Consider the following 19921-nt stretch of genomic DNA (forward strand, 5'->3'; position numbering starts at 1 on the left):
TTTTACAACGTTATAAATACTACCATAATCAATAAGAATGTTGTTGTATTTTACAAAAGTTCTAATTTTAAAATATATTACAAAAATAAAAATATTTTTTATTTTAACATTAAAAATAATCATAGCGTTATTTTTATTATTTTTATTGAAAATTAATCGCGTAATCAGCAAAATGATGACAGAAAATAAATTAAGAAATTTTCATTTTTATGATAGTTATGGTAAGATTAAAAATTGCATGTTACTGTCTCTAATGGAGGCTGAAGCGATGATTTATTTAGATAATAGTGCGACAACAAAACCATTTCCCGAAGTAATTGATTCATTTGTTACTGTAGCGACAAAATATTTTGGAAATCCTTCGTCTCTTCATGAACTGGGGCGGCAGGCAGAGCGGCTTTTGCAACAATCGCGGGAGCAAATTGCCAGATTGCTTCATGTGAAGACAAGCGAAATTATCTTTACTTCAGGCGGAACAGAAGCAAACAATATGGCGATCAAGGGAATTGCTCTTGAGTATAAAAACCGGGGAAAACATATTATTACAACGGCCATTGAACATCCTTCTGTAAGTGAAGCATGTAAACAACTGGAAGAGTTGGGATTTGAGGTTAGCTACTTGCCTGTGAATGAAAAAGGCTTTATAACGATTGATGATTTGGTGAAAACTATCCGGGATGATACCATTCTTGTCTCAGTAATGCACGTGAACAATGAAGTTGGCTCGATTCAACCGATTAAAGAAATTGGACAACTGTTGAAAAATTATCCGAAAATTGTTTTTCATGTTGACCATGTTCAAGGTGTCAGCAAAGTGCCGCTTCATTTGCGTGAAGCGCATGTCGATTTATGCACGATGTCTGCCCATAAATTTCATGGATTGCGGGGAGCAGGAATTTTATATGTTCGTGAAGGAATCAAATTATCCCCGCTTTTAGCAGGCGGTGAACAGGAAATGAAAATGCGCTCCGGCACAGAAAATGTCGCGGCCATCGTCGCAATGACGAAAGCGCTGCGCATGTCGCTTGAAATGTACGAAGAAAAAATAGATCATTTAATGAAGGTAAAAGAAGCGTGGATTGAACAGCTGTCAGCAATTCCGGATATTCAATTGAATACACCAAGTGATCATTCAGCTCCGCATATTATTAACTTTTCATTAAATGGATTAAAATCGGAAGTATTCGTTCACGAATTAGCGAAACATAACATTTTTGTTTCGACCACTTCTGCATGCTCGTCGAAAAAGAAAGCCCCAAGCAAAACGTTAATAGCGATGGGGGCAGAAAAAAAGCGGGCTGAAAGTGCTGTTCGCATCAGCTTGTCATTTGAAAACACATTTGAGGAAATTCCAATTGCGATAGATGTAATGAAAAAAGCGATGAAAAAATTACGAGAAGTGACGAGGTAGAAACGATGAAGTACGATCATATTTTAATTCGTTTTGGAGAAATGTCGACAAAAGGAAAAAACCGCAAACGCTTTGTATATCGTTTAAAGCGCAATATTGAAAAAAAGCTGCGCGATTTTAAAAAGATTGAAATCGAGCAAACGCGAGATCGTCTCTATATCCGCTTAAATGGCGAATCACATGAAAACATTATTGAACAGCTAAAGCACGTATTTGGCATTCAATCATTTAGTTTAGCGATGAGAACAGAGAACGATCTTGAAAAAATTAAAGAGACCGCTTTGGCTGCGATTAAAGAATTGCCGTATGAAGGAAAAACATTTAAGGTGACGGCGAAACGGGCCTATAAGCAATTTCCTGTCGGAAGCAACGAGTTAAACTATGAAATCGGCAGTTATATTTTGCGGAATACAGAAAATCTCACTGTTAATGTTCATGAGCCGGATATCGATTTGCGTGTCGAAGTCCGTCAAGGAGGAACGGATATAACTTGCAAAGACATTCCGGGAGCAGGCGGACTGCCGGTTGGAACGAGCGGAAAAGCGATGTTAATGCTGTCCGGAGGAATTGACAGCCCGGTTGCCGGCTATTTGGCGATGAAACGCGGATTGGAAATTGAAGCAGTTCACTTTTTTAGTCCGCCGTTTACGAGCGAACGCGCCAAGCAAAAAGTGATTGATTTAGTAAAAAAACTAACAGAATATAGCGGGAAAATAAAGCTGCATATTGTACCGTTTACTGAGATTCAGCAAACGATTCAAAAGCAGGTTCCCGATGGATATTCGCTTATTTCAACGCGAAGAATGATGTTGAGAATTACCGACGCTCTTCGCCAAAAGCATAATGCGCTTGCCATTGTAACAGGAGAAAGTCTTGGACAAGTAGCAAGCCAGACGCTTGAAAGCATGGCTACGATTAATGATGTAACAACAACCCCAATCCTTCGGCCGCTTGTGGCGATGGATAAAACAGAAATCATTGAAATCGCTAAAAAAATTGATACATTTGATATTTCTGTTCGCCCGTATGAGGACTGTTGCACGATTTTTACCCCAAGCGCTCCAAAAACAAGACCGAAAAAAGAAAAAGCGGCCCATTATGAAAGCTTTGTTGATTTTGAGAGTTTCATTCATGAAGCGGTTAACAAGACAGAAACATTAATCATCGATCAAAATTATAAAAACATTGAAGAATTCGAAGAGTTGTTTTGAAATCTCAAAAATTACCAACCATATCAATGAATGATGCCATGTGTTTTAACACACTCTATAGTCACAAGGAGGTGAAAACACATGGCACGTAACAACAGCTCAAATCAATTGTTAGTACCTGGCGTACAACAAGCTCTTGATCAAATGAAATATGAAATCGCTCAAGAATTCGGCGTTCAACTTGGCCCAGACTCTACAGCTCGCGCTAACGGTTCTGTTGGTGGAGAGATTACAAAACGTCTTGTTGCTATGGCACAACAACAATTAGGCGGCGGTACATTCTAAATTGAATAAATGGCTACGAAGGCGGGGGTTAAAACCCGCCTTTTTATTTCAGAAAATTATACAAAATATTAAGATTATTTTGTATAATTAATTTAAATAGACAAAAAAGGGAGGGGAATTATGCGTAGAGAAGATTTAATTGCGCCGGAGAAGTATAATTTAACTTCTGAGGTTGAGAGACACGCGCATAAAACACCAAACAAAATCGCTTTAAAATGGGAGAATGAAGCCGGAGAAACAAGAGAAATGACATATGCTGAGTTAATAAAATGCGCCAATAAAATTGGAAGCGCTTTAATTTCTCGTGGGTTAACAAAAGGGGATAAAGTATTGATTATGGTGCCGCGGCTTATCGAGGCATATCAAGTATATCTGGGAGCGTTAAAAGCTGGATTAGTTGTTATTCCAAGCTCTGAAATGCTGCGTGCAAAAGATTTACAGTATCGTCTTTTTCACGGTGAAGTCAAAGCGGTTATCGTTTATCACCCTTATATTGCTGAATTTGCACAAATTGAAAATACGAGCGGCTTAATTAAGTTTGCAGTTGGAAATGATGTGGAAGGATGGCTCAATTTACAAAAAGAAATGGACAAACAAAGCGACGAATTTACTGCTGCTGATACATCACGTGATGACATGGCCTTTCTATCTTATACGTCCGGCACAACCGGAAATCCGAAAGGTGTTGTCCATACACATGGATGGGCTTATGCCCATTTGCGTACAGCAGCGAAAAACTGGCTGTGCATTGAAGAAGGAGATGTTGTTTGGGCAACGGCGGGTCCGGGCTGGCAAAAATGGATTTGGAGCCCGTTTTTATCGACGTTAGGCTCTGGAGCAACCGGATTTGTTTATCATGGGAGATTTGAGCCGGAAAAGTATTTGCAGCTGTTAAGCAAATATGAAATTAATGTTCTTTGCTGCACACCTACCGAATATCGTTTGATGGCGAAGGTACCAAATATCGGGGAGTACAAACTTCCTCATTTACACAGTGCTGTTTCTGCCGGTGAACCGTTAAACCGTGAAGTCATTGATACGTTTGAGAAATGTTTTGGTGTTCAAGTTCGTGACGGTTACGGGCAAACAGAAAATACGCTGCTAGTCGGTGTCATGAAAGGGATGAAAATCAAGCCGGGTTCAATGGGTAAGCCGACGCCTGGGAACCGTGTTGAGATCATTAATGAGAATGGAGAGCCGTGCAAAGTAGGCGAGGTCGGAGACATTGCTGTCCATGTCAGCACGCCGGCATTGTTCAAATGTTACTATAAAGATCCTGAACGCACTGCGATGCAATTCCGCGGTGAGTACTATATTACAGGTGATAAAGCAAAAATGGACGAAGATGGATATTTCTGGTTTGAAGGGCGCGGTGATGACATTATTATTAGCTCTGGCTATACAATCGGGCCGTTTGAAGTAGAAGATGCACTTGTTAAGCATCCGGCTGTAAAGGAATGCGCCGTTGTTGCAAGTCCGGATGAAATTCGTGGTCATGTCGTCAAGGCATTTGTTGTTCTTCGCGAAGGGGTCGATAAAAACGATCCGACATTAATTCCAGCTTTACAAGAGCATGTTAAGCAGCTAACAGCTCCATACAAATATCCGCGCAAAATTGAGTTTGTTGATGACTTGCCAAAAACAGCATCAGGTAAAATTCGCCGCGTTGAACTTCGTCAGCGGGAAATGAGACTAGCGCAACAAAAATAGCTATATAGATAAAGAGGTGATTCCTTTTTTGGAAACACCTCTTTTACCGTTTATAAAAACGTTCGTTTTACTTTTTCCCAGAATGAATTGTCTTTTAGTTTTACCGTTTTAATGACTTTCTCACTTAAAGAAATATCCAGTTTTTCGATATGACGAATGCTGAGTGCTTCGTTGTCCATACCGATAATTGGATAATGATTGCCTTCCGGGGAAATTTTTAATGTTAGCTTTCGTTTTCCGCTTAAAATAAACGAAGACCCTAATGTACGATAACGATTGTTATTCATGGAGGCAAGCTCGCTTACTTGAATGCACGGAAGCAGCGGGTCGACAACAGCACCGTTGACTGACTTGTTATAGGCAGTACTTCCTGTTGGAGTTGCCACAATGATTCCATCGCCGCGGAAGGTTTCAAAATGAAGCTCATCAATAAATACATCCATAACAAACGTTTTAATGATTCCAGAACGAATAGAGCATTCATTTAAGCAATAAAATGAAGCAGAGTTATCAATGGTTACTTGAATCGTCGGATATTTTCGCACTTCAATTTGCTCGTTTGTCATTGCTTCAATCATCTTATCTGTATCGTCAATATGGAAGTCGCAATAAAAGCTCGGTGTGTTAAAAGTTGAAATGCCCGCATAAAGGCAGTCATTACGGAAGCCGGTTTGTCGTACTGCTTGGAGGAATGAGCCGTCACCCCCGATGCTGACAATAATATTTGCCTTTCGATGCTCACTCACGACATTGAAATCGTATTCTTTAGCAAGGTGGATGAGCGATTTTACTTGCTCGCTCGTTTTTTCATCTCTTTTGTAAAAAAAGTAAATATGATTGCGGCGTTCTGCCATTCAGCCGTCCCCTCCGTTACACGGTTTTAGTATATTAACAATTATGGTAAGATTAACTAATGTAATATATAGTTTATCATTATTGCTTTTTAAAAGTAAATTTCATTGATATGAGGAGGAAAGATATGAATCGAAAACGTTGGATTGCTTTGGCAATCGCTGCGGCTTTATTTATCTTTTCCGCGCTAATGAGCTTTGTCACATCCGTATTTACTTCAGATTTTGAAAAATGGTCGGAAGATTTTTTTGCCCAAATCAATGAGGAGTTTTCTGAGGAGATCATCGAAGAAGGAAATGAGTTGAAAAAAATTGTTGTTCTGGAAGTAAACGGTGTTATTCAAGACACGGAAGAAGTAGGCTCATTATTTGGAACAGCCGGATATAATCATCAAGCTTTTTTAAAAATGATTGAACAGGCGAAAAACGATGATGCGGTGAAAGCGATTGTATTGCGCGTCAACTCTCCGGGCGGCGGCGTTGTTGAAAGTGCAGAAATTCATGAAAAACTATCCGATTTGAAAAAAGAAACAAAAAAACCGATTTATGTGTCAATGGGAACAATGGCTGCTTCCGGCGGATATTATATATCGACAATGGCAGATAAAATTTTCGCGAGCCCCGAAACGATTACCGGTTCTTTAGGTGTGATTATGCAAAGCATTAACTACGAAGGATTAGCGAAAAAATACGGTGTGGAACTTGTTACGATTAAAAGCGGACCTTACAAAGATATTATGAATCCGGCAAGAAAAATGACGGATGAAGAAAGAAAGATTTTACAAACTCTTATTAACAATTCTTATGAAGGGTTTGTGAAAGTCATTTCGGAAGGAAGAAAAATCCCGGAAAGTGAAGTTCGTAAATTAGCGGATGGCCGTATTTATGATGGAAGACAAGCAAAACAGTTAAAACTGATTGATGAATTCGGATATTTGGAAGATACGATTGCTGCCGTGAAAAAAGACTATCGCTTAAAAGATGCTCAAGTTGTGAAATATACGGATGAACTTGGTTTTGGTTCGTTATTTAGCATGAATATAAAACCATTCAAACAAGAGAACAACGAGGCAATTGAGCTTGTTCAATTATTTTCGCGTCCAAACTCACCGCGTTTAATGTATTTATATGCGGAGTAAAGGAGAGTGAAAAAGAATGATGAATGAAGAACAACAAGAAACAATACAAAGTGAAACAGTTGACTCGCCTCATTATTCCGTTATTCATTATGCGGGATTTTGGATGCGGTTTTGGGCTTATTTGCTCGATTTGGTCGTCATTGCAAGCATTAACGGAATCATTGTCTATCCGGTTTTTCGCTTTATGGACTTACCTTTGGAAGAAAATCATATGTTTACACCGCTATCGATTGCAACCGCGGCTACTTTCTATTTATATTTTATTTTCATGACAAAAATTTTTAAACAAACGATAGGAAAAATGGTATTTGGTCTAAAAGTAATCGATCTGAACGACAGGCCGTTAACATGGTCGACCGTGTTGTTTCGGGAATTGGTTGGAAAGTTTATTTCTAAGACCATTTTGTTCATCGGATTTTTAGTAGCAGCATTTTCACCGAAAAAACAAGGAATTCACGATATGATTGCCGATACAACGGTTGTGCATGAGCGTACCTGCTAGTTATACTAGCAGGTTTATTTTTTTATAGAAATGGCGAAAATGGCATGTTGAAGGAGAGTGCGTAAATTGAATGCTGTCTTGTTCATAGCGGTGGGGTTGATTAGTTTAATCATGTTCATTTCTATGATGAGAATGTCCATTTTCATTGATATTAAACATGCGCAAGGTGATGACCGCGCAAAAATTACGCTAAAAACGTTGTTTGGCCTCATTCGCTACACGATTAATATTCCGTTAGTAAAAGTGGATAAGGAATCGCTTGGAATTATTGTGTTTCGTCAAGATGAAGTCGGAGGTAACCAAAACAATGTTGACGTTCATCCAAAAAAGAGTAAGTATACACCTTCTGAAATCGCACATAGCTTTCGGCAAACAAAACAGTTTATTCATCATGTTGTTCATTTGCATTCGATTATTAAAAAATTTATGTCCCGCATTTCTATTACAAAATTTGAATGGCATACAACATTCGGTGCAGGTGATGCGGCTTATACAGGAATGGCTGTTGGCATCGGATGGTCGGTGAAATATGGAATGGTTGCAATGGTTAGTAAATATATGAAGCTAAAAACCGTTCCTGTTATTACGATTACTCCATCTTTTCAACAGGCAATGTCGCAAACACATTTCATATGTATGATTCATTTTCGTATCGGGCATGCTATGTTAGCAGGGATACGAATCGTGAAATATTGGCGCGGCAACTCTTTGTCACAATTAAAATCATTTGTTGCCGGTAAAGCAAACGAAAGTTATTAGGAGGTTTAGCAATGAGCAATCATCCAATCCAAGCGTTAATGTCAACGGCAATGGAAAATTTAAAACAAATGATTGATGTGAATACAATTATCGGCGATCCGGTAGAAACTCCGGATGGAAGTGTCATTTTAACGGTTTCCAAAGTAGGATTTGGCTTTGCCGCAGGCGGAAGTGAGTTTATTCTTGATGGAAACAATCATCATAGCGGCCAACCATCTCCGGAAAATGCTCATCCATTCGGCGGAGGCAGCGGCGGAGGAGTGTCGATTACCCCGATTGCATTTTTAATTGTTAATTCTTCGGGTGTAAAGCTGCTTCATCTTGATGAAAGTACGCATTTATACGAAAAAATATTGGATTTAGCCCCGCAGGCGGTGGAGAAAATTCAACAAATGTTAAAGAAAAATAAACAGAATCATGGCGAATCGTATCAACACGACGAATCTGTATCTTTGAAAAAAGATGATTTAGGAATTTAAAGTCTAAATAATTGAAATTTTTTTATATTGCCGTTATGATTAGCCTGTACATATTTTTTTAGGAGGGTAATCCGATGGCAAACGTCACTTTTAAAGGGAATCCAGTTACTTTAGTCGGAAATGAAGTGAAGGTTGGCGATACAGCTCCGGACTTTAAGGTGTTAGCAAACGATTTATCAGAGGTTACGCTTGCTGATACGAAGGGACATGTTCGTTTAATCAGTGTCGTTCCTTCTCTCGACACGGGTGTTTGCGATGCGCAAACTCGCCGTTTTAATGAAGAAGCAGCAAAATTAGAAAACGTCAAAGTATTAACGATCAGCGTCGATTTACCATTTGCGCAAAAGCGTTGGTGCGGTGCTAACGGCATTGAAAATGTGCAAACATTGTCTGACCATCGCGATGTGTCCTTTGGTCAAGCGTACGGGGTGCTAATTAAAGAGTTGCGTTTATTAGCGCGTGCTGTATTTGTTATTGACAGCAACGACAAAGTAACATACGTTGAGTACGTTCCGGAAGTAACCAATCATCCGAATTATGAAGCGGCGATTGAAGCAGCAAAAGCAGCGAAATAATTGTGAAAAGGCCTCGAGCTATTCGAGGTCTTTTTCATTGCTTAATATAAAACACTTGCGTTTATGAGCGCATACTCCATACAATAAAAAATTGGACACCAAATTGAAAGGTGGAAAAATAATGAGCACACCAGTTGAACGATTATTTACGCTATTTGACCGTACGGCAGCGATCTTACAAGAAGAATTAAAATGTTCCTACTTAGAAGCTGTGGCCGAAACAGGAGAAAATTTATTCCATGGAGATGTTTTGCAAGAAGAAGTAAGCGAATTATCGCAAAAAAGGCTTAAAAAAGAATATAAAGAAATCCAGCTTGAGAGATTTACGAATGAAGAAATTCGCAAATCGTTTCAGCTTGCGGTGTTAAAAGGGATGAAAGAAAATACGCAGCCGCATCATCAAATGACCCCGGATGCTGTTAGTTTATTTATCAGCTATTTAGTTGGAAAATTCACTGCGAAACATCTTGCTCTAACGATTCTCGATCCGGCTGTTGGTACAGCTAATTTATTAACGACTGTCCTTAATCATTTGCCGGGCAAACAAGTAAAAAGTTACGGGGTTGATGTCGATGATTTGTTAATTAAATTAGCGTATGTAAATGCTAATTTACAAAAGCATCCTATCCAATTTTTCAATCAAGACAGCCTGCAGCCGATGTTTGTAGAACATGCGGATGTGGTCGTTTGCGATTTGCCGGTTGGCTATTATCCGCATGATGAAAATGTCTCCCGCTTTATTTTAAAAGCAGAGAAGGGGCATTCATACGCGCACCATTTGTTTATTGAACAAAGTTTATATTATACGAAAGAAGGCGGCTATTTATTTTTCCTGATCCCGAATTCATTATTTTCAAGCGATCAAGCTGCCGCACTGCACACCTTTTTGAAAGAACAGGCTGTCATTCAAGGATTATTACAGTTACCGCTGTCGATGTTTAAAAATGAACAGGCGGCGAAAAGCATTTTTATTTTGCAAAAGAAAGGCTCAAACGTAAAGGCACCAAAAAAAGCGCTGCTTGCGGAGCTGCCGCGGTTTTCGAATAAACAAATCATGCAGGCGATGATGCGAAAAATCGATGAGTGGTTTGCAAGCGAAAAAAGCCAATAACCGACCGAAAGAAACGAGGCTGACACCTTGCTTTTAGTCCAGTCTCGTTTTTTTATATTTCAAAATATAAAAACATCTGTATTGCAAACGATTACATAATAAGAACGTGCTTGAAAATGTGCAGAAAACATGCATAAAATGAAAAAGGTATATTGAAATTCATTGAATTGTACAAAATAAGAGTAGTGTCACATTAAAGGAGATGCTTAGGAACATGTCAAAAATTATGGCTATTAACGCCGGCAGTTCTTCCCTTAAGTTTCAGTTGTTTGAAATGCCTAGCGAAAAGGTGTTGACAAAAGGGGTAGTCGAGCGAATCGGCTTTGAAGATGCGATCTTTAATATTACGGTAAACGGTGAAAAAATCAAAGAAGTAACGTCTATTCCAGATCATGCTGTTGCCGTTAAATTGTTGCTTGATAAATTAATAAGTTTAGGAATCATTCAATCATTTGATGAAATTGATGGAATTGGACACCGCGTTGTACATGGCGGTGAGAAATTTAGCGATTCTGTTCTTATTACGGATGAAACATTAAAAGAGATTGAAGAGCTATCGGAATTAGCTCCGTTGCATAACCCGGCAAACATTGTCGGCATTAAGGCATTCCAGGAAATCTTGCCAAATGTTCCGGCTGTTGCGGTATTTGATACGGCGTTCCATCAAACAATGCCTGAACAATCATTCTTATATAGCTTGCCGTATGAATATTATACAAAATTTGGTATTCGTAAATACGGGTTCCATGGAACATCGCATAAATATGTCACACAGCGCGCTGCTGAATTGCTGGGCCGTCCAATTGAGCAATTGCGCTTAATTTCATGCCACTTAGGAAACGGAGCAAGTATCGCTGCTGTTGAAGGCGGAAAATCCATTGATACGTCCATGGGATTCACGCCGCTTGCAGGTGTAGCGATGGGAACCCGCTCTGGTAACATTGACCCTGCGTTAATTCCATATATCATGGAAAAAACGGGTAAAACGGCAGAAGAAGTCGTCGAGATTTTAAATAAAAAGAGCGGCATGCTCGGTATTTCTGGTTTCTCAAGCGATTTGCGCGACATTGAAAAAGCAGCGGAAGAAGGAAATGAGCGCGCTGAGTTGGCGTTAGAAGTGTTTGCAAGCCGCATCCATAAATATATCGGCTCTTATGCAGCGCGCATGTGCGGTGTCGATGCGATTATTTTCACGGCAGGCATTGGTGAAAACAGTGACGTCGTCCGTGCAAAAGTATTGCGCGGCCTTGAGTTTATGGGCGTTTACTGGGACCCGGCGCTGAACAAAGTACGTGGACAAGAAGCATTTATCAGCTATCCGCATTCACCTGTTAAAGTATTAGTCATTCCAACAAACGAAGAAGTAATGATTGCCCGCGATGTGGTGAGATTGGCAAATTTATAATAAAGAAATCAAAGATCAAAGGTTAGACGATTTTAAACGTCTGGCCTTTTTTGTATACTAAAATTAATATACTTGTTTTATTAAAGGGTGGATGCATATGAGTGTTACAGAACATAAAAAAGAAGCCCCGCGCCGTGTAAAATGCAAAGTGATTACGATTAGCGATACGAGAACGGCGGATACAGACAAGAGCGGAAAGCTAATGATGCAGCTCTTGAAAGAAGCAGGGCATGAAGTGATTGACTATGAAATTGTGAAAGACGAAAAAACGGCGATCCGTGAAGCGATTTTGGCCGGCTGCGCAAATCGAAACATCGATGCGGTGTTAACAAACGGCGGAACGGGAATCGCGAGAAGAGATGTAACCATTGAAACGGTAAAAGAAATCATCGAAAAGGAAATCGTCGGTTTTGGCGAGTTGTTCCGGATGTTGAGCTACACAGAAGATATCGGTTCAGCGGCGATATTGTCGCGGGCAATTGCTGGCGTTGCCAATGATACGGCGATTTTTTCTACTCCGGGATCGACAGGGGCTGTGAAACTGGCGATGACGAAATTGATTTTGCCGGAAATTGGTCATGTCATCCGCGAAATCAGAAAAGATTTGTAGATTTATAAAGGCAAAAGGCGGTCTTTCTTTCTGGAGCCGCCTTTTGCCGTTCTCATAGTCTTATTGATGCATTCGCGAAGACACCGTTTGGTTCATGCGGTACCAAATCCACAAATCATTAATAATCGAAGCCAATTCGGCTATTTCCGAATTTAATGCGCATGAACGCACAAAATCATTTTCTTCTCCCAGCTCTGCCTGTTTTTGATTAATCAGCCTTTCAAGTTCAACAATTCGATCGGGAATTTTGCCGCGGATTTTCTCCCAATGAAGTAATATTGCGTGCTGTTCAGATTCGCTATATTCTTCCCACTCCTTTTTTAGTTTAGGAAGCGGAATGCCTAAACGTTCATCGTAAATAAACAAATTTTTCATTGTTAAACCCCCATCTCCATCACCTATTTCTATTTTACAAAAAAGTAAGAAAAAGAACCATTTTTGTATGCTAGTATTTTTATACTTTTTAATGAATAAGTATTGAAATTTTATTAAAAAGTTGATAAAGTAAAGCTATATTATATGAATAAATATTAAAACAAAAGTATATTTATGTGAATTGTATGGAAGGGGAAGAATACGATGGCAAATCCGAAGATTGTGTTAGCTTATTCTGGCGGTTTAGATACATCTGTTGCAATTAAGTGGCTTCAGGAGCGGGGGTATGACGTGATTGCCTGCTGCCTTGATGTCGGTGAAGGAAAAGACCTTGATTTTATTAAGGAAAAAGCGCTGAAAGTCGGAGCGGTTAAGTCTTATGTGATTGACGCCAAAGAAGAATTTGCCAATGAATATGCATTAGTAGCATTGCAGGCGCATGCGCTTTATGAAGGAAAATATCCGCTTGTTTCCGCGTTATCCCGCCCGTTAATCGCCAAAAAATTAGTGGAGATCGCCGAGCTTGAGGGGGCGGTAGCGGTCGCACACGGCTGCACAGGAAAAGGAAACGATCAAGTGCGCTTTGAAGTATCAATTAAAGCATTAAACCCGAATTTAGATGTTGTTGCGCCGGTACGTGAATGGAGCTGGTCGCGTGAAGAAGAAATTGAATATGCGAAAAAGCATAATATTCCGATTCCGATCGATTTGGACAGTCCGTTTTCAATTGACCAAAACTTATGGGGAAGAAGCAACGAGTGCGGTATTTTAGAAGACCCATGGGCGGCTCCGCCGGAAGAGGCATACGAATTAACAGCGTCTCTTGAAAATACGCCGGATGTGCCGGAAATGATTGAAATCGGTTTTGAACAAGGTGTGCCAAAAACGTTAAACGGCAAAGAATATTCATTAGCAAAGCTCATTCTTGAGTTGAATGCGATTGCCGGAAAGCATGGCGTTGGCCGCATTGATCATGTGGAAAACCGCCTTGTCGGTATTAAATCCCGTGAAGTATATGAATGTCCTGGAGCAATCACATTAATTAAAGCGCATAAAGAGTTGGAGGACTTGACGCTTGTAAAAGAAGTGGCTCACTTTAAGCCGCTTATCGAACAAAAACTGGCGGAAGTGATTTACAATGGTTTATGGTTCTCGCCGCTCAAAGACGCGCTGTTAGCCTTCTTGAAGGAAACGCAAAAGAACGTGACAGGGGTTGTGCGTGTGAAATTGTTTAAAGGTCATGCGATTATTGAAGGACGTAAATCTGAATTCTCATTATATGATGAAAAACTGGCGACATATACAGCAGAGGATGAGTTTGACCATCAAGCGGCTGTCGGCTTTATTTCTCTATTCGGCTTGCCGACAAAAGTGTACAGCATGGTCAACAATAAGAAGAAGGTGAACGTGTGAAAAAACTTTGGGGCGGACGTTTTACGAAAACAGCAGAAGAGTGGGTCGACGAGTTTGGCGCGTCGATCCCTTTTGATAAAGAATTAGTGGAGGAAGATATTGAAGGAAGCATCGCCCATGTGACGATGCTTGGAGAATGCGGCATTTTGCCAAAAGAAGACGTGGAGAAAATTAAATCGGGACTGCTTACTTTGTTGGAAAAAGCGAAAAAGCACGAGCTTGAGTTTTCGATAGCGTATGAAGATATTCACTTAAATATCGAAAAAATGTTGATTGACGAAATCGGCCCTGTCGGCGGAAAACTGCATACGGGACGAAGCCGCAACGATCAAGTCGCCACAGATATGCATTTATATTTGCGCAAGCGGGTGAATGAAATTATTGAACTGATTAAAGAGCTGCAAACCGTGCTTGTGGAGAAAGCGGAGGAGCATGTTGAAACAATCATTCCCGGCTATACGCATTTACAGCGGGCGCAGCCCGTTTCATTTGCGCATCATTTAATGGCATATTTTTGGATGCTTGAACGTGATCGCGAGCGTTTTACAGAATCATTAAAGCGCATTAATCAATCACCGCTTGGCGCAGGTGCTTTAGCTGGGACGACATTTCCGATTGACCGCCGCTTAACGGCTGAACTTCTCGGGTTTGACGGAATTTATGAAAACAGCATTGATGCGGTAAGCGACCGTGATTTTATTATCGAGTTTTTAAGCAATAGCTCACTCCTTATGATGCATTTGTCGCGCTTTTGTGAGGAGCTAATTCTTTGGTCAAGCCAAGAGTTTCAATTTATTGAAATGGATGATACGTTTGCAACAGGAAGCAGCATTATGCCGCAAAAGAAAAATCCCGATATGGCTGAATTGATTCGCGGCAAGACAGGACGGGTATACGGAAGCTTATTTGCCTTGTTGACGGTCATGAAAGGAACGCCTCTTGCTTACAACAAAGATATGCAAGAGGATAAAGAGGGAATGTTTGATACGGTCAAAACGGTGACAGGTTCTTTGAAAATTTTTACTGGTATGATTGCGACAATGAAAGTCAATGCTGCTGTCATGGAGAAAGCAACAAAACAAGATTTCTCCAATGCAACCGAGCTTGCTGATTACTTGGCGGCAAAAGGGGTGCCTTTCCGCGAGGCGCACGAAATTGTCGGTAAATTAGTCTTAACATGCATTGAAAAAGGCATTTTCTTAGCTGACTTACCGCTTGCTGAATATAAGAAAGCATCGGAATTATTTGAAGCGGACATTTACGAAGCATTAAATCCATATACAGCAGTTAATCGCCGCAATAGTGCAGGCGGAACAGGATTTGCTGAAGTTCGTAAGGCAATTGAAAAAGCAAAAAAGCTTTTGCGTTAACAAGCGCACAGATAACAATGGGGGATGAGGAAAGATAATAAAAAGAGGACAATCCGTTGAGCGAATGTTCGCCTTTTGGATTGTCCTCTTGTTTTATTCCTCTAATTCTTTTTCTGTTCTTACAACAAGCACATCGCATTTTGCATAACGGGTAATGTGCTCGGATACGCTTCCGATTAGGAAACGTTCTACTGCGTTAAGGCCAGTTGCACCGCAAACGATTAAATCAGCCTCATATTTTGGGGCTACTTCTTTTGCGATTTTCACTTTTGGTGAACCGTATTCGATGTCAGTTATCACTTCTTTTACCCCGGCTTCAAGAGCTTGCTTCTTATAGTTTTCTAAAAGCTCTTTAGCATATTTTTCCGAGCGTTCCATGATTGAGCGATCGTATGCTTCAATTGTCGCTAAATTGCGAACATCAATAATATGAGAAAGAATCATGCTTGCATCATTTCGTTTCGCAATTTCAATCGCTTTTTTAAATGCCCATTCAGCCTCTTTTGAACCATCTACCGCTACTAAAATTTTCTTATAAGCCATATTCATATCCCCATCTCCCCCTATATTGGATATAAATGTTACTCATAATTATAGTATAACATTTTTGGAAATAAAAAAAAACTAAGTACGTAACAATATTTTTGCGAAAAAAAGGAGTGAAGGTGATTGAAAAGAGAACGTGAAATTTTCTATTATGACGAAGAAGCAGCATTGGAGATTAGCCAGCAAATTGCTAGTGCTTACCACAGCGGCATGGTCGATCGTGAGTATATTGAAAATCCGCATTATCGCAAAAAGGAACGACAAACCCTTGAGCTTGATTAAAATGAACCTCTCCCACCTATACTTCACTTAGAGGAGGGAGACTTCTCGGAAAAAATGTTAAAATGGAGACTGTTTTGCTCTCACTGCAGTATATAATGCACCACACACATTTTGTGTTGCTTGCGGGGCTGACCATGAATTTTTGAGACAGCCCCGATTTTTTTGAGCACAAAACATGTTCTTATCGCATTTTTATAGTAAAGTAAGGATATAAAGAGAATTATGAGGAGGAGTTGTTGTGCGGCATGCCCTCATCACTGCTGGAACAAAAGGATTGGGAAGAAAAGTAACGGAGAAGTTGCTTGAAAAAGGATACTCTGTGACTGTCAATTATAGAAGTGATGAGAACGCAGTCCAGTCATTAAAAGAAAAATACGGCCATATTTCGGAACGGTTGCAGTTTGTTCAAGGAGATGTAACAAAAAAAGAAGATTTGCATCGTTTAGTAGATGAGGCTTTCAATCGTTTTGGCAGAATTGATTTTTTAATTAACAATGCCGGTCCTTACATTTTTGAACGGAAAAAATTGGCTGACTATGAAGATGATGAATGGTATGAGATGATTGAAGGAAATTTGAGCGCAGTATTTCATCTGTTTAAAAAGACAATTCCGATTATGAGAAAGCAACGGTTTGGGCGCATTATTACATATGGTTTTCAAGGAGCGGAAAGCGCGCCTGGATGGCTTCATCGCTCGGCGTTTAGCGCGGCAAAGGTCGGTCTTGTTTCATTGACAAAAACGATTGCTGTAGAAGAAGCAGAATATGGCATTACGGCAAATATGATTTGCCCTGGAAATATTTTAGGAGAAATGAAAGAGGCGACAATTGCTTACTCGCGGCTGTTTAAAGACACAACGACACCGATCGGCCGTTCCGGCACAGGGGAAGATATTGCACGTGTTGTCGCGTTTTTATGCGAGGAAGATTCTGATATGATCACAGGTACGGTCATTGAAATAACAGGCGGATTAGATGTCATTCATCGATATCGATAATATGAATATTTTTCCAAAAACCACCTCATTCTAATGAATGAGGTGATTTTTTATGAAAAATTATGTCTTATTGTTGATTATATGTTCACTTTGGTTAGTCCCGTTTGCTGGGGCAGCTGATTTTCACAAAGGCAGTTTGTTTAAAATCAAACTTGTTGCTGATTATCAGAAAGTGGAATGTGAATATGCATTGCCGGCAAATTATATGTGTAAAATAAATGGAAATGAACTTGAAGACAGGCAAGCAAGAAAACAACTGATGTTATTTTATCAACAGCTTCATCTTCACCATGGAATAAAGGCAGAAGAAATGGTTGCTCGTTTGCAAAATAAAGGATATAAAAATATTCAGTTTTTAGATGTGCGTTGGCTGGATGATCATGGACGTTTATTTACATGGAGATGGGAGAAAGATAATCATTGAACCAATCACCTTCTCCCTTCGTTTAGAATTAACGGTTTAAGATAAATTTCACGTTGATTAGTTTCCATATCAAACGGTTATGGATATGCTATAAAAAAGCGTTAATTTAGGAGGAAACACGATGAAAATTGGTGTTCCAAAGGAAATAAAAAATAATGAAAACCGTGTCGCGATTACGCCGGCTGGAGTGATGACTTTAGTTCAAGCAGGACATGAAGTATATATCGAAAAAGATGCCGGAAAGAGTTCAGGATTTTCTGAAGAAGAGTACGCAGCGGCAGGAGCAAAAATGGTTGAGACAGCAGAAGAAGCATGGTCAATGGAGATGGTCATGAAAGTAAAAGAACCGCTTCCTGAGGAATATCGTTATTTTCGTGATGGTTTGATTTTATTCACGTATTTGCACTTAGCGCCAGAACCGGAGTTAACGACAGCTTTAATTGATCATAAAGTAGTCGGCATTGCTTATGAAACCGTGCAGCTTTCGAATGGTTCGCTTCCGTTGTTAACGCCGATGAGCGAGGTAGCGGGGCGGATGTCGGTACAGATTGGCGCGCAATTTTTGGAAAAAACAAAAGGCGGAAAAGGAATTTTGCTTGGAAGCGTGCCGGGAGTAAGACGCGGTAAAGTGACGATTATCGGCGGCGGCGTAGCAGGAACAAACGCGGCCAAAATGGCAGTTGGTCTCGGGGCGGAAGTGACGATTATCGATTTAAATGCGGAGCGGCTTCGTCAGTTGGATGATCTTTTCGGAAATGACGTGACAACGCTCATGTCCAATTCTTATAATATTGCCGAATCGGTGAAGGATTCTGATTTAGTGATTGGCGCTGTGCTTATTCCTGGAGCAAAAGCACCTAAGCTTGTAACAGAAGAAATGATTAAATCGATGACTCCGGGCTCAGTTGTCGTTGACATTGCGATTGACCAAGGAGGCATTTTTGAAACAACCGATCGAGTGACAACTCATGACAATCCAACGTATGTAAAACATGGTGTTGTTCATTATGCCGTTGCGAATATGCCTGGCGCTGTTCCCCGCACATCGACGTTTGCATTGACAAATGTAACGGTTCCGTATGCGCTGCAAATTGCCAATAAAGGATATCAAAAAGCATGTTTAGATAATCCGGCATTGTTAAAAGGAATGAATACGCTAAATGGATATGTCACCTATGCGGCGGTGGCAGAGGCTCATGGTTTGACATATGAGGATGCAAAAACATTGCTAGAACAGATGTAAATATAGAAGAAGGCTGCTTTGAAAGGTTTAGCCTCACGCACCATCACAATCGTCGTATACGATATATGGCGGTTACGAGGTCTAAACCTTTGCTTGAGACAGCCTCTTTTCACATTTATATAATTTGAAGTTCTTTTGGATATTTCGTTAAAATTTCTACCCCGTCTTTTGTAATAAACACATCATCTTCAATTCGCACACCACCGATAGCAGGAACATAAATGCCCGGTTCGATAGTGAAGACCATTCCTTGCTGTAATGGCGTTGTGTTTGTGCTGTTCATTGATGGGTATTCATGAACGTCAATACCTAATCCATGGCCGACGCGGTGTGTAAAATATTCGCCGTATCCCGCTTGTTCAATCACTGTTCTTGCAGCTTTGTCAATTTGGCCAATTTCTACGCCCGGCTTGCAGGTGCGAATCGCTGCAATCTGTGCCTTTAATACTGTTTCATACATTTCCTTTTGTTGTCCGGTTACTTCACCGAAAGCGACCGTTCTTGTAATATCGGAACAATAGCCGTCAAGTACAACTCCTAAATCAAATAACACGAAATCTCCTTTTTTAATGCGGGCTAATCCCGGTACCCCATGTGGAGCAGCTGTTTTTTCACCTGTCAGTACCATCGTTGCGAATGACATTTCTCTTACGCCTTTTTTCTTTAATTCAAACTCGATGGCTGCAATAACCTCCAATTCCGTTTTTCCTTCGGCGAGCGCTTTCACTCCTGTTTCTACGCCGAAATCGGCAAGTTCTGCTGCCTGGCGTAAAATTGCAATTTCTGTTTCATCTTTAATCATTCGCAGCTCTCTTAACTTTTCCTCGACATTCAAAAATGAAGCACCCGGGAAATAAGTATGTATTTGTTCATAGCGTTCCATTGTTAAATGGCTTTTTTCAACGGCAATTTTGCTAACGTGAATGTTCTGATGGTTTATATACTTCGAGATAAGCTCCCACGGATTGTCTATATCGCTATAGCCGATCACGTCGTAGATCCAGCCGGTTTGCTTTGCTTGCAATACTTCCATTTGCGGACAAATTAAAAGCGGTTCTTTATCCGGAAAAGCGACTAAAGCAAGCAAACGTTCATGCGGATCGCTATGGAAATTGCTTAAATAAAAAACGTTTGGTGTTGATGTGATAAAGGCAAAGGAAATGTCGTGTTCCTTTAACCAAATAGAAAGATTTTGCAATCGTTGATTCATTTTTTCACATCCT

General features: G+C 40.2%; 22 protein-coding genes. 18 read left to right on the forward strand and 4 right to left on the reverse strand.

Features of this window, described 5'->3' with window-relative positions; genetic code table 11:
• The first annotated feature begins 268 nt into the window (after positions 1 to 268).
• The 4 genes from B0I26_RS05625 to mbcS all read left to right on the forward strand — a co-directional run bounded on the left by B0I26_RS05625 (position 269) and on the right by mbcS (position 4617).
• Positions 269 to 1411 (forward strand): cysteine desulfurase family protein, encoded by a 1143-nt coding sequence (locus tag B0I26_RS05625; RefSeq protein ID WP_111644652.1) that lies wholly within the window; start codon positions 269 to 271, stop codon positions 1409 to 1411.
• A gap of 5 nt (positions 1412 to 1416) precedes the next feature.
• Positions 1417 to 2622 (forward strand): tRNA uracil 4-sulfurtransferase ThiI, encoded by a 1206-nt coding sequence (gene thiI / locus B0I26_RS05630; RefSeq protein WP_111644484.1) that lies wholly within the window; start codon positions 1417 to 1419, stop codon positions 2620 to 2622.
• A gap of 81 nt (positions 2623 to 2703) precedes the next feature.
• The gene (locus tag B0I26_RS05635) at positions 2704 to 2907 is read left to right on the forward strand and encodes an alpha/beta-type small acid-soluble spore protein (protein WP_111644485.1); all 204 of its coding nucleotides are present in this window, start codon (positions 2704 to 2706) and stop codon (positions 2905 to 2907) included.
• A gap of 120 nt (positions 2908 to 3027) precedes the next feature.
• Positions 3028 to 4617 (forward strand): acyl-CoA synthetase MbcS, encoded by a 1590-nt coding sequence (gene mbcS / locus B0I26_RS05640; protein ID WP_111644486.1) that lies wholly within the window; start codon positions 3028 to 3030, stop codon positions 4615 to 4617.
• A 50-nt stretch (positions 4618 to 4667) separates the two neighbouring features.
• Here the strand turns inward: mbcS and B0I26_RS05645 are convergent, their stop codons facing one another.
• Positions 4668 to 5471, reverse strand: coding sequence for an NAD kinase (locus tag B0I26_RS05645; protein WP_111644487.1), 804 nt, complete (start codon positions 5469 to 5471; stop codon positions 4668 to 4670).
• Between the two features lie 125 nt (positions 5472 to 5596).
• Between B0I26_RS05645 and sppA the strand changes: the two genes are divergently transcribed.
• The 8 genes from sppA (at position 5597) to B0I26_RS05685 (ending at position 12048) form a co-directional block, all read left to right on the forward strand.
• Positions 5597 to 6607, forward strand: coding sequence for a signal peptide peptidase SppA (sppA, locus tag B0I26_RS05650; RefSeq protein WP_111644488.1), 1011 nt, complete (start codon positions 5597 to 5599; stop codon positions 6605 to 6607).
• 16 nt (positions 6608 to 6623) lie between these two features.
• A complete protein-coding gene (locus tag B0I26_RS05655; protein ID WP_111644489.1) occupies positions 6624 to 7109 on the forward strand; it encodes an RDD family protein in 486 nt (161 codons plus the stop codon).
• A 57-nt stretch (positions 7110 to 7166) separates the two neighbouring features.
• A complete protein-coding gene (locus tag B0I26_RS05660) occupies positions 7167 to 7868 on the forward strand; it encodes a DUF2953 domain-containing protein (protein WP_409991411.1) in 702 nt (233 codons plus the stop codon).
• An 11-nt stretch (positions 7869 to 7879) separates the two neighbouring features.
• Entirely contained in the window at positions 7880 to 8347 is a 468-nt protein-coding gene (gene ytfJ / locus B0I26_RS05665; RefSeq protein ID WP_111644490.1) for a GerW family sporulation protein, read from the forward strand.
• A 74-nt stretch (positions 8348 to 8421) separates the two neighbouring features.
• On the forward strand, positions 8422 to 8922 hold the full coding sequence (gene tpx, locus B0I26_RS05670) for a thiol peroxidase (RefSeq protein ID WP_111644491.1): 501 nt from the start codon (positions 8422 to 8424) through the stop codon (positions 8920 to 8922).
• A 121-nt stretch (positions 8923 to 9043) separates the two neighbouring features.
• Entirely contained in the window at positions 9044 to 10033 is a 990-nt protein-coding gene (locus B0I26_RS05675; protein ID WP_111644492.1) for a class I SAM-dependent methyltransferase, read from the forward strand.
• A gap of 214 nt (positions 10034 to 10247) precedes the next feature.
• Entirely contained in the window at positions 10248 to 11438 is a 1191-nt protein-coding gene (locus tag B0I26_RS05680) for an acetate kinase (protein ID WP_111644493.1), read from the forward strand.
• A 97-nt stretch (positions 11439 to 11535) separates the two neighbouring features.
• Positions 11536 to 12048 carry a MogA/MoaB family molybdenum cofactor biosynthesis protein gene (locus tag B0I26_RS05685; RefSeq protein WP_111644494.1) on the forward strand — a complete coding sequence of 171 codons (513 nt, stop codon included), beginning with the start codon at positions 11536 to 11538 and terminating at the stop codon, positions 12046 to 12048.
• Between the two features lie 60 nt (positions 12049 to 12108).
• Here the strand turns inward: B0I26_RS05685 and B0I26_RS05690 are convergent, their stop codons facing one another.
• Positions 12109 to 12423, reverse strand: coding sequence for a hypothetical protein (locus B0I26_RS05690; protein WP_111644495.1), 315 nt, complete (start codon positions 12421 to 12423; stop codon positions 12109 to 12111).
• A gap of 204 nt (positions 12424 to 12627) precedes the next feature.
• On the opposite strand from B0I26_RS05690, the gene B0I26_RS05695 reads away from it, so the two are divergent.
• Positions 12628 to 13836, forward strand: coding sequence for an argininosuccinate synthase (locus tag B0I26_RS05695; protein ID WP_111644496.1), 1209 nt, complete (start codon positions 12628 to 12630; stop codon positions 13834 to 13836).
• Entirely contained in the window at positions 13833 to 15206 is a 1374-nt protein-coding gene (gene argH, locus B0I26_RS05700; RefSeq protein WP_111644497.1) for an argininosuccinate lyase, read from the forward strand. Before B0I26_RS05695 ends, argH begins: the two co-directional genes overlap by 4 nt.
• A gap of 93 nt (positions 15207 to 15299) precedes the next feature.
• Here the strand turns inward: argH and B0I26_RS05705 are convergent, their stop codons facing one another.
• Positions 15300 to 15755 (reverse strand): universal stress protein, encoded by a 456-nt coding sequence (locus B0I26_RS05705; protein ID WP_111644498.1) that lies wholly within the window; start codon positions 15753 to 15755, stop codon positions 15300 to 15302.
• Between the two features lie 120 nt (positions 15756 to 15875).
• Between B0I26_RS05705 and B0I26_RS18225 the strand changes: the two genes are divergently transcribed.
• The 4 genes from B0I26_RS18225 (at position 15876) to ald (ending at position 18698) form a co-directional block, all read left to right on the forward strand.
• Positions 15876 to 16034, forward strand: coding sequence for a hypothetical protein (locus B0I26_RS18225; protein ID WP_181502738.1), 159 nt, complete (start codon positions 15876 to 15878; stop codon positions 16032 to 16034).
• Between the two features lie 238 nt (positions 16035 to 16272).
• Positions 16273 to 17031: an SDR family oxidoreductase gene (locus B0I26_RS05710; RefSeq protein WP_111644499.1), complete on the forward strand. Its 759-nt coding sequence runs from the start codon at positions 16273 to 16275 to the stop codon at positions 17029 to 17031.
• A 52-nt stretch (positions 17032 to 17083) separates the two neighbouring features.
• Positions 17084 to 17455 (forward strand): hypothetical protein, encoded by a 372-nt coding sequence (locus tag B0I26_RS05715; protein ID WP_111644500.1) that lies wholly within the window; start codon positions 17084 to 17086, stop codon positions 17453 to 17455.
• A gap of 121 nt (positions 17456 to 17576) precedes the next feature.
• A complete protein-coding gene (ald, locus tag B0I26_RS05720; protein ID WP_111644501.1) occupies positions 17577 to 18698 on the forward strand; it encodes an alanine dehydrogenase in 1122 nt (373 codons plus the stop codon).
• 115 nt (positions 18699 to 18813) lie between these two features.
• Here ald and B0I26_RS05725 read toward each other — a convergent pair whose 3' ends face one another.
• A complete protein-coding gene (locus B0I26_RS05725; RefSeq protein ID WP_111644502.1) occupies positions 18814 to 19908 on the reverse strand; it encodes a M24 family metallopeptidase in 1095 nt (364 codons plus the stop codon).
• Between the last annotated feature and the right edge of the window lie 13 nt (positions 19909 to 19921).

The organism is Paranoxybacillus vitaminiphilus, from assembly GCF_003259935.1.
In the GTDB taxonomy this organism is placed as follows: Bacteria; Bacillota; Bacilli; order Bacillales; family Anoxybacillaceae; genus Paranoxybacillus; species Paranoxybacillus vitaminiphilus.